The 11690-nt window shown below is 39.0% G+C and carries 7 protein-coding genes; 1 reads left to right on the forward strand and 6 read right to left on the reverse strand.

Annotation, left to right across the window (positions count from 1 at the left end):
* Window positions 1-107: 107 nt before the first annotated feature.
* The 4 genes from QZ055_RS04980 to QZ055_RS04995 form a co-directional block, all read right to left on the reverse strand.
* A complete protein-coding gene (locus tag QZ055_RS04980) occupies window positions 108-764 on the reverse strand; it encodes a peptidase (protein WP_295825042.1) in 657 nt (218 codons plus the stop codon).
* Between the two features lie 134 nt (window positions 765-898).
* Window positions 899-2020, reverse strand: coding sequence for an AI-2E family transporter (locus QZ055_RS04985; protein WP_295825044.1), 1122 nt, complete (start codon window positions 2018-2020; stop codon window positions 899-901).
* A gap of 191 nt (window positions 2021-2211) precedes the next feature.
* Window positions 2212-3237 (reverse strand): OmpA family protein, encoded by a 1026-nt coding sequence (locus QZ055_RS04990; protein WP_295825046.1) that lies wholly within the window; start codon window positions 3235-3237, stop codon window positions 2212-2214.
* Between the two features lie 339 nt (window positions 3238-3576).
* Window positions 3577-4272: an aquaporin gene (locus QZ055_RS04995; protein WP_295825048.1), complete on the reverse strand. Its 696-nt coding sequence runs from the start codon at window positions 4270-4272 to the stop codon at window positions 3577-3579.
* A gap of 322 nt (window positions 4273-4594) precedes the next feature.
* Between QZ055_RS04995 and QZ055_RS05000 the strand changes: the two genes are divergently transcribed.
* Window positions 4595-5302, forward strand: coding sequence for a glutamine amidotransferase (locus tag QZ055_RS05000; protein WP_295825050.1), 708 nt, complete (start codon window positions 4595-4597; stop codon window positions 5300-5302).
* Between the two features lie 350 nt (window positions 5303-5652).
* Here the strand turns inward: QZ055_RS05000 and QZ055_RS05005 are convergent, their stop codons facing one another.
* Both QZ055_RS05005 and QZ055_RS05010 read right to left on the reverse strand, forming a co-directional pair.
* Entirely contained in the window at window positions 5653-7062 is a 1410-nt protein-coding gene (locus QZ055_RS05005; RefSeq protein ID WP_295825052.1) for an MATE family efflux transporter, read from the reverse strand.
* Between the two features lie 256 nt (window positions 7063-7318).
* Window positions 7319-11644, reverse strand: coding sequence for a YadA-like family protein (locus QZ055_RS05010; protein ID WP_295825054.1), 4326 nt, complete (start codon window positions 11642-11644; stop codon window positions 7319-7321).
* Window positions 11645-11690 lie beyond the last annotated feature (46 nt).

Here is an 11690-nt window from a genome sequence, read left to right on the forward strand (position 1 = left end):
TAGCGGGTGGTTTAATGATTCGCGACTACGTCGCGAACCAGTCTAAAGACAATAATAAAGAGCTGAAGATTTTATCTTCAGCTCTTTTTAGATTGTCTATAAATAGATTAACGACCCATATCAATTGTATTATCCCAAATAATATTTGTTCTGCGACCATCGAAGCCTTGATCTGGTTCAGGAGGTAATTTACTGGATTTAGTTTGACCTACATAAGCACCTGTTTCAGCATCTACAGTAACTACAGTCTTTTTACCGTCTTGATGCATTGTCATATAGTATAGGATTTTACCTTCATGAGCTTCAATTTTCCAGCCTTTTACAACTGCATCAGCACCAAGTTGTTGTTTTGCAACGCGTTCAGCTTGAGCTGCTTCAATTACTTTATCCTTATTGAAGATCTCACCAATAACTTTTTTAGGTTTGCCACCCTCTTCCATATCGGAAGTGTTACCAGTGATTACGTCGATTTTCATTTTGTATTGATGATATTTACTATAACCTACTACTTTGTAACCATAGTTCAAATCGTTGGAGTTAAGCTCTACAGAATGTAGTGCTGCATTAGGATAGCGATTTTGGAAAATAGTACCAATTTTACTCATAGTCATAACTATGGATTCGCCTGGTGCACGTTGTACAGAAATATCAGTACTTGTTTCAGGTTTTGTTTTACGCGCATCTGCTACACTTGGTGTAGCAACGGACAATACGCCAACCGCCAATACACCTGTTAATGCCATAGAAATTAACTTTTTATTCATTACATATCCTCCTACTATATACAATGCTTTCACCAATAGTAAAAGTCATCTGTATACTAGAATTACTATAAGTTCGTGCTATATACAACAGCACACAAAACATACATAAATAGATATATTATTTAGACAATATACTATAAACCTTCATTTGATGCAAGTCGATCGTCTACATCAGTCATGAGCAATTTGTAGCATGTAGCCACTAAAGGTACGCCAATCAACATACCTGTAACGCCCATTAAACTACCGCCGACGATAACAGCTGCAAACACCCACAAACCAGGTAAACCAACGGAATTACCTACAATCTTAGGATAAATAAAGTTACTTTCAATTTGATGAAGAACCTCTAAGATAATCACATAGATTAATGCATCCATAGGGCTTACAGTGAGTAAGATAACTGCACCTATCACACCGCCCACATAAATACCTAGCAATGGAATTAATGCAGTAAGGCCGATAACACAAGCAATTGTAGTGGCATATTCAATATTGAATGCCCATAATGAAATACCAACCATAATACCTAAAATCAAGGCATCTATAAACTGGCCTACAAAGAAGTTACTGAACGTTTGAACAGCAACACGTGTAACATAACTAACACGGTTAACCCACTCATCAGATGCATAGGCTTTTAAAATACGTTTGCCTTGCATCATAAGGCGCTCTTTATCGAGCAGCATATAAATGGCAAAAATCAAACCAAGGCCTATATTTAAAGTCCAAGATAAGGCTGTTCCCATCGCATTCACGAGGTATGTACCACCTTTTGTGCCCCACTCGCGCGTATACTTAACAATACTTTCACCACTCAAGGTATCCATCAATGTTTGATTGGATGCCATCGGAATCGTTTCTGTAAGGTGTTGCATCCAAGATTGGAAATCTGTATACAACTGCGGCGAAGAAGCCACGATGATCGACATGGAGTGAATCAATTGTGGAATCGCCATGCGAGCAATAAAATAGACGATAGCACTGATTGTGACAAAGGATAAAACGAGGCTTAAAGGTCGTCTAATTTTATTTTTCCAACCTGTTTTACTCTTGGGCCACAGCCAGCGTTCATAACGCACCACTAGAATATCTAGCACAAATGCGATACAAGCACCTACTATAAGCGGAACAAAAGCTGTAACGACGGCATCAATAGCATTAGCAATATCGCTGATACGCAGTGCCATCATAATCATAACACCCGCCAATATTATGGCCCCTATGAGCGGTTTATAATACTTAAATCTTTTCATATATAACCTACTTTACTATACTCACAACGCATACATTACCAAAACTTAATGAACATTGTATGACCTACGATTGTATGCAAGCTTAGTATAACACAAAAGTCCACCTTATCACATGCTCGGTCCCCCGATGAACACGAGAGCATGATAGAAGGTGGACTATATTGTATGTCTAATCTAAATTAGATTAAAGATTAGCGATGAATGTAAACGTCTACACGACGGTTTTCAGCTTTACCTGCTGCAGTGGAGTTAGTTGCAACTGGTTTAGTGTCGCCATTAGCAATACCGATTAAACGATCAGCAGATACGCCGTTGTTTACTAAGTATTGAGCTACGTATTGTACGCGGCGTTCAGACAAGCCAACGTTGTATTGAGGAGTTGCGTCAGTATCAGCATTACCCAACAATTTAACTTGGTCTTGAGAGTATTGGTTAGCAGCATTTACAGCAGCTGTTAAGTTTGGATATTGGTCTGCACGAGCTACATCTTGGTCGGAATCGAAGTAGATGGAGTCTACATAGTAATCCAATTTAGGAGTTTTGTATACAGGAGCTTCTACAACAGGAGCTGGAGCTGGAGTGTATACAGGTGCTGGTGCTGGAGTTGCTACAGGAGCTACTGTTTTGTGACCACCGAAACGGTAGGACAAACCAACTACAGGACCTTGGAAGGATACGTTTTCAGTATCAGTATCTTGTGTATTGATATAACGGTAACCAGCGTTGATATCCAAGTCTTCGTTTACTTTGTAGCCTAAGCCAGCTTCCCAAGTTGTAGTTTTCTTAGTACCTACACCAGCTTTACCGTAAACTTCTACTTTGGAGCCAAGGTTAGCTTTACCAATTACACCTGCTTGTGCAATGTTGTTAGTGCCATCACCATCATTATTATGGATGCGTGCATAACCACCATATACTGCGAAGTTTTTATTCAAGGATTGAACCAAGTTAACTTCATGCATGTTTGTATCAAGATGTTTGGAATTTAAACCATGGTAACCATATTGAACAGCAGTTTTGTCAGACAAAGCATAAGTCAAACCACCATCAAAGTTCCATTTGTGAGCATCTTTAAAACCTTCAGTTTTAGTTTCAACATTTGCTGCACCAAGATCAACTTGGAATTCACCTTTGTTGAATTGAGTTTGTGGAGTTGCGCCAGCTACGGATACACCTACAGCAGCAACTGCCAATAAAGCTAATAATTTTTTGTTCATTATAATTCCCTCCAATAACAGCCCTTAACAATACACAGGCCTTTGGTAATAATATACTTTCATTTTACACAACTTTTCGATAAATTTCAATATCTTTTATGAAATTATCATGAGGATTTCGAAATTTATCTATATTCGGTTGTTATATCTTTCAAATTCAAAAATACAATTATCTTTATAATATTAGGAATATAAAGGGTCTAATTATCAAAACTGATGATCTTCCCCTTTATTCTTTTAAGATATATCTTATATTTATCTTAACCTATCTTTAAAATTAAGCGAACAAAAGAAAGCGCCTACGTTTCCGTAGACGCTTTGTATAATATCAGTATTAAATTAGTCTTCTTTTACAGAGAACCATGCCCGATGGAATACAGCTGCAATCGCACCACCTACTAAAGGAGCAATGATGAAGAGCCATACTTGAGCCAACGCTTCACCACCAGTAAATACAGCTGGAGCTAATGCACGAGCTGGGTTTACAGATGTACCAGTCAATGGAATACCGATCAAGTGAACCATTGTCAATGTAGCACCAATTACAAGACCTGCAAGAGCAGATGTTTTTTCACTAGCTGTTACGCCAAGGATTACAAGTACAAATACAAATGTAAGGAATGTTTCCACTACAAATGCACCGCCCATGGAAAGGCCAACTGCACTTAATGTACCGTAGCCATCAGCACCAAAACCAGAAAGTGTTTCAGAGCCATTTACGACTACACTCAATAAACCTGTACCAGCGAAAGCACCGATAACTTGAGCTACAACATAACCGGCAAAATCCTTAGCAGACATACGACCAGAAAGCCATACACCAATGGATACTGCAGGGTTTACGTGGCAACCAGATACGTGACCGATTGCGTATGCGCCGGCAACGATTGTCAAACCGAATGCTAATGCAATGGCAACAACGCCCAAGTAACCCAAACCAAGACCACCAGTAAAGCCACCTGTTACAACGGCAGTACCAGTACCAAAGAATACCAAAATCATTGTGCCAATAAATTCAGCAATATACTTGTTCATGTTCTTCCTCCTTACAATACCTTCATGAACTAAAAGGCATCTCTTCCCTCTCTACGGGATTTCATGTTACTCTCATCAGTATAAACATTTTCTAAATTATGTCAACGACTTTTTTCGATATAATTTCACAAAATATATTTTTCCCCATTGTTAATCACATTATGTATTAATGAGATGTTTTTAAGGCCTTCTTTTCCCTAGCACGCTTATATATCATGATTTTCATCACACAATAAATTCTATAGAATATGATATACTGACAGTACGATTTGTAGAAATTACTATTATATATACAGTTATATAAAGCTATATAGGAGGAACCATGAGTAAAACAGCTTACATTGTACGTCATATTAACTTTGAGAATGTCGGTATCTTAGAGTCAGTCCTAAAAGAACGAGGATTTGAACTAACATACATCGAGGCTCCCCTCGCCAATTTTGAACACTATGATGCAACAGCGGCTAATTTAGTCATCGTCTGCGGTGCCCCTATTGGCGCTTACGATGAAGAACTCTATCCGTTCTTAACTGATGAAATCAAATTCATTACAGATCGTATTAATAGTAAAAAGCCATTGCTAGGCATCTGTTTAGGCGCTCAACTCATTTCCCGTATCATGGGTGGTCACGTAGGACCTATGAAGCATGGTAAGAAAGAAATTGGCTTTGGCCCGCTAGAATATACGCCTGAAGGCGCCTCCTCCCCACTAGCATTGCTAGGCAATGTACCAGTTCTTCACTGGCATGGTGATGAATTTGAAATCCCTAAAGGTGCGGTGCGCCTTGCTAAAACAGAGTTATGCCCAAATCAAGCATTCTCCGTAGGCACACATATTTTAGGTCTTCAATTCCATATGGAGGCTGATCCTGCTTTCATTGAAAGTTGGCTTGTAGGCCATTGTGCAGAGCTTTCTAATGCAGGTATCGATATTCCTAAACTTAGAGAAGATGCAAAACGCCTACTCCAAGAGTTACCTGCTGCAGGAAAAGCCGCATGTATCGCCTGGCTTGAACAAAATCATTTATAAAACAAAAACCGCCTTAGCTGAACTAAGGCGGTTTTTGTTTGTTTCTTATATATATCCCTTACATATATACATGAAATCATAGATTTCTGGTCCGATAACACATTCCCCAATGTGTCATTTTTTCCACATTTCGTATTGTACATCAAACAAATTGAATATGCAAGAACTTTTTCATAAACCTTTCATAAATTATTTTAATTTTTTCAATATAGAAAGTGATAAGTAGCAGAAAACACAGATATTATCTATACCAAAGCTCTATATCGAATACTATAAAATTTAGGTTTTATATGAAAAAATACTATTTAAATGATAGTCAAAGTTAATATTCCTGTCATTTCCATGTAAGATTAAACTATCTTATGCTGCCATGCACCACGAATAAATCGAATATAGGAGCAACATAATCGTAAGGACTGGTCAAAGCATAAGGATAACCATGCGCCTAAAAGCCCTAAACCTAATGTAATACACAATAGGTATGTAATGATAGGCCGAATAATAGCTACACTAACAAGGGAATATTTCATAATATAATATGTATCCCCTGCCCCTTTTAGAACACCAGAATATACTTGCTGTAATGCTTGAGGGAATGCTGCAACAGCCATAATCCCCATTAAGGCACCCGCTAAGGTAACGACTTCACTTTCACGAGTATACAACTGTACTAATAGATCGCCAGGGCCAATAAATATGAGAGCACTTACAAGGCCTACTACTAGACCGATGCGGGCACCAATTTTACCATAGGTTTTCGCAATATCTGGTCGTTTATGACCAAGACACTGTCCCGTATGAGACGCACCGGCAAAGCCGAGGCCCATCGCAAAGTAATAGAATATATCCATCAAATTCATACATACATAATGTGCTGCTAAAGGTACGGCACCTAAGGAGGCAACAATCATGGTGTACGTATACATACCAAAACGTTCAAAGAACTGTTCCCCTAGTGAACTACCACCAACGTGGAACATGGTATGTAACACCGTTCGTTCGAACTTCCATTTTGAAGGATGCCTCAAGGTTAATCCCGTAGTCGTATGTTGTGAAATCGTACGCAATAATAATAGTGCAATGACAGCACTACTGATCATTGTAGAAACGCCAGCGCCCATAACGCCGAGCTCAGGGAAGAAACCAATACCATAAATTAAGAAGAAGTTCATTATCGTATTCAGTATATTCCCTACTACATTGGATTTAAAAATAACCTTTGTATTGCCATATCCAATAAGTGCAGCCCCTACAATTTGACTAAAGGATTGGAATATAAGACTAATGACAATAAAACGTCCATACCACACAGCCGTTTCAATATAGCCATCTTCAGCACCGGTAAAGCGTAAGATATGTTCTAAATTAAAGAGACATATCGCTAATAGAGGTACATAAATCAAGAAATTCAATAGAATGGATTGTTTAAGTACAGCATTCATGCCATCTACTTCGCCTTCACCGTGACGGCGAGCTATAATAGCTGTTACCGCAATAGATAAGGCGCGACAAAATATGAGCATCACCATCTCTGGCTGTCCCATAATCCCTACCGAAGCAAGAGCAGATGCACCAAGAGCACCAACCATTGCCAAATCGATGGCCGTCATAAATTGTAACATTAAGCCTTGTAATGTAGCTGGCCAAGCTATTTTCAAGTAATTACCATATAGCTGCTTTGTAGTCCCTACAGGGCCTAATCGTTCTGCAGTAGGCAACATAGAATCTATGGAAAGCCATCGTTGTATGCGGTCTAACATAGTATCTCCTATTCATGCAAGATCGTACAAGGTAGAGCTAACATCTAACTCCTAATATCTTCTGTATTATATCACAATAATATATGAAAAGTCATTCATATATTATGATTATATTTAATAATCTATATCAAAATTGCAAAAAAGAACCTCTTATAGTATCCGAATATACCCTACTAGGTATATCAGTATATAAGAGGTTCTTTTATTTCTGATCAGACTTTATATTAGCCTAGATTTTGATACGAACTATCAATTACTAGCCTTTAGATGCTAACAATTGGCTAACTGCTGCACGCAAGTCCTCTAAACCTTGTTTAGTTTCAGCTAACTCTTGACGTTGACGTTCATTTTCTGCTTCCAACGTATTGAGACGAGCTGCTTGATCTGCGATAACAGTCTTTTGTTCGCTATTTTCTTTCTTGAGACTAGATACTTCATCTTGCATTACATACACAGAGCTAATAGGGCCTGCTTTGTAACGATCAGGAATATTTTTCTTTTCTGGGCTAGAGCCAAATTTGTGAGTTACCCCAGCATTTACCATATTACGGTTTGCACCGAGAGATACGCCAACATTGAACATTGTATCTTCGTTTGTATAGTGTGCAAGACCTAAGGCCGCTGCTGTTTCACCGCGATAGTTACCAACACCAGCCATCACTTGAGTTGGTTCCAATGGGTCATATTGAATTGGTTTCAACGCTGCCATTGCTGCTGCATGCGCACCTACGCGTTGTACCTCACCTGCTACTTGACCAATAGCATCGCCGATTCTAGCATTAGATGCTTTCAACTGACTAACATTAACAGCATCAGTATCATCTGTACCAGGTGCAATACCTTTAAGTTGGTTATTACCATTATTAAGGCCATCCTTAGTCAAAGAAATAGTGCCTGCATTAGGATTATTAGGATTTGCACTGCCTGGTGTAATTGTTATGCCATTACCATCTGTGACAGTTGTGTTACCTGCTGCATCTTTAAATGTAGCAGACTTCATATCCTTCAGTTCAGGATTTACTGCATAACTAATTGTTTTACCTGCTTGGCTAACCATCATATTATTGCCCGCTTTGAAAGTAACTGTTTCATCAGTTTTTACTTTTTCAGCTGTTGCAGTAGGTGTGCTGTTAATACCAGAGCCTTCTGTACCAATAGTTGCATTCCATCCAGCATTTTCAACGGCGGATTTAACTTGATCTTCCGTAGCAGCTCGGCCAGATGCAATATTATTTGGATCCCAAGTTTTGTTAGTTAATCCTGTAACAACACCATCTTTGCCATTTACTGCAACAGGATTATTACCACCTGTAGTAATAATGCCATCTTTACCATCGATACCTACAGTACCAATTGTAGCCTTGCCATCCTTACCATCAAGAGCAATCTTATCGCCAGCTTTTACAGAACCATTTTTGCCATCGATAGCAACTGCATTAGCACCATCACCAGCCTTGATTGTACCAGTTGTACCATCTACAGTAACTGCCTTAGTTGGATCTGTACCCAATGTAACCTTATCATTCAACTTGTTATCGTAAATGATATGTCCATCAGCGGCAGTTGTTTTAGTCAATACAATATTTCCTGTAGTACTACCAGCACTTTCACCACCATTAGCAGTCAATTCTGTTTTAGACGCCTTAGACTTAGCCTCTAATTGACGTACATTGACAGCATCGGTATCATCTGTACCATCTGCAATGTTAGAAATCTTATTGCCCCCATTATCGAGGCCATCTTTAGTTAAGGATACAGGATCCTTACCAGCTGCAGTAATTGTTACACCATCTTTAGTAAGAGCTGTTTTATTACCATTGCCATCATCGATAACTGTGCTATCTGCTGTGGAAGTATTTGTTTTTGTACCATCAGTAATCTTAGTACCATCAGCTGTTGTTGCGGTAGACTTAGCACCATCTGTTACTGTATTACCAGCTGCAGTAGATGTATTCGTTTGCGTACCAGCAGTTTGTGTAATGGAATCACCATTGATAACAGTTGTGTTATTACCAGTACCGTTGAAGCTTGCAGAGTTCATATTCACAAGGTCTTTATTCAAGGAATATGTGAAATCACGCTCATTTTGGTTGATTGTGATGTTTTCACCAGCAATCATCGTAACCTTTGCATCTTTACCTACTTTGGCATTTGTCTTAGTACCAGTTTGTTTACCAGACGTAGCAGCATCTTTGTCAGCTGTAATTTCCCATGTTTGGTTAGCCGCAGCATCAGCTACTGCTTTCAATTGATCCTCTGTAGCAGCACGGCCAGAAACAGCATTGCCATCCCAAGTCGTATTAGCGAGACCTGTTACATGGTTATTTGTACCATCTACAGTGACACCACCGATATTAGCTGCTTTACCTGTAATTGTACCAGTAGAACCATCTAACATTACCGCCTTATTACCACCAGTTGTAATTGTATTATTGACACCATCAATAGCTGCACTACCAATAGTAGCCTTACCCGCTGTGCCATCAATAACAATGGCATTAGCGCCAGTACCAAATGTCAATGTATCATTAAGTTTTACATTGTAAATTGTATGACCATCTGCAGCCGTTGTAGATGTTAATTTTACATTACCAGTTGTTGCGTTGGCCGCTTCATCATCATTAGCAGTAATTTCTGTTTTAGATGCTTTTTTAGCTGCATTAATTGCATCAGCTACATTCTTAGCTGTTGCCACGCCATCAGTGGTAGGAGCTGTAACAGTGCCATCTGTGCCAGCTGTAATAGCCGCTGTTTTTACATCATATTTAACAACGCCTGCATCATCAATAGTAGCAGATGTTAACGTACCATCCTTAAAGTTCAAGCCATCTGCTAAGGATACTTGTTTAGCAGTACCATCATTTGCTTTGTAAGACAATTTAGTCTTAGTAGCAACCTTAGTACCATCAATAGTTACCTTGTAATCCTTAGTTGTGCCATCTGCACTTGGTGTACCTGTAACAGTCAACGGATTATCCGCATCAGTTGTATCAGTACTTACTGTAACTGCACTTACAGCAGATTTCTTAACCTCTGCTTCGGATACTTTTACAGTTAAATTCTTACCATCTGCATCAGTTGTTACATATTTACCGTCGCCTTTGATACCCAATGTATCATCTTTAAGGTTGACAACACCGGCGGAGGTATTAGTATCGCCAGCAAATTTCAAGTTGATTGCATCAGTGCTTGCTTTAGCTGCCTTGTTGATAGCATCTGCTACATTTTTAGCTGTTGCTAAGCCATCATCACCTGTGACAGAGGCTGCACCTGTAGTGGCATTGCTATCGATAGTAGCACGTTTTGTAGACACCTCTACAGTATCGCCATTCATCTTCGTAGAAATGAAATCACCTGTAGCACCTTTTACATTAAATGCTACATCACCATCTTTTAAGGATTGGCTAGACGGTGTACCACTATCTGCACCAAGGGAAACCTTACGGCTCACAGCCGCTGCAGAATCATTGATCTTAGTCTTAGTATCATCATTAATATCAAATGTTACCTTACCATCATTATCTACAGTAGCTTTTGTCATCGTGCCATCTACAAAGTCTAAGCCTTTAGACAATTTAACGGACTTAGCATCTGCATCAGCTGCGCTATTAGCACGGTATGTCAACGTTTGGCTTGCTACAGTATCTTTTAACTGTTTTACATTTACTGCATCAGTATCATCTGTACCTTCCGCAACCTCTTTAATTTTGTTGCCACCAGCATTGATTTCATCAAGAGTAAATTGAACCTCTTTACCTGCTGCAGATCGGAATGCCATACCTTGGGCACTGCCTTGAGCAAGATTTCCATCTTCATCATTAAATATGAGTGTTTTAGAATCAAGAGAACTGCTATTAGGTCCAGCTTGTAAAGACAAAGAACCAACATCTAAATAAGTATTTGCTGTATTCGGTTGATTTACATCAATACCATTATTGATTCTAATACCATCACGGTCAATTTGTGTATAATTACCTACAGCTGGATCACCAAACTTACCACTAGCATTAATTGCATCAAACTTGATTGTCTCACCCACACCATTTTCAAGAGAAATAGAGTTTAATTTCTTAAGGTCTTTGTTTAATGTGGTAGCGATATTTTTACCAGTTTGTGTAACTGTAATATTGTTATCACCAGTAAAGTCTACAGTATCTCCGCCGGCTACAGTAGTCGGTGTACCATTATTAACAGATAGTTTCCATGCTGCACCATCTTTAGCTTGGCTAGCCGCTTTATTAATCGCATCGGCCACGTTCTTAGCAGTTGCTAAGCCATCATCACCTGTAACAGAAGCAGTACCTGCAGCATCACTGTTGATAGTGGAACGTTTTGTAGAAACTTCTACAGTGTCGCCATTCATCTTCGTAGAAATGAAATCACCAGTAGCACCTTTTACATTAAATGCTACATCACCATCTTTTAAGGATTGACTTGATGGTGTACCACTATCTGCACCAAGAGAAATATTACGAGCAACTGCAACGGAAGAGTTATCTACTTTAGTTTTAGTATCTGTATCTAAACCAACAGTAACAGTTTGATTATTTACAGTTGCTGTCACACCATTAGCACCAGCCACATTAAGTTTTTGGTTTTTTAGATCAATAGTCCCATTATTAGTACCA

This window comes from uncultured Veillonella sp. (genome assembly GCF_905209685.1).
GTDB lineage: Bacteria > Bacillota > Negativicutes > Veillonellales > Veillonellaceae > Veillonella.

Bases quoted from the DNA above. Each gene is read 5' to 3' on its own strand.
- QZ055_RS04980 (WP_295825042.1), bottom strand. From the start codon at position 764: ATGAATAAAAAGTTAATTTCTATGGCATTAACAGGTGTATTGGCGGTT.
- QZ055_RS04985 (WP_295825044.1), bottom strand. From the start codon at position 2,020: ATGAAAAGATTTAAGTATTATAAACCGCTCATAGGGGCCATAATATTG.
- QZ055_RS04990 (WP_295825046.1), bottom strand. From the start codon at position 3,237: ATGAACAAAAAATTATTAGCTTTATTGGCAGTTGCTGCTGTAGGTGTA.
- QZ055_RS04995 (WP_295825048.1), bottom strand. From the start codon at position 4,272: ATGAACAAGTATATTGCTGAATTTATTGGCACAATGATTTTGGTATTC.
- QZ055_RS05000 (WP_295825050.1), top strand. From the start codon at position 4,595: ATGAGTAAAACAGCTTACATTGTACGTCATATTAACTTTGAGAATGTC.
- QZ055_RS05005 (WP_295825052.1), bottom strand. From the start codon at position 7,062: ATGTTAGACCGCATACAACGATGGCTTTCCATAGATTCTATGTTGCCT.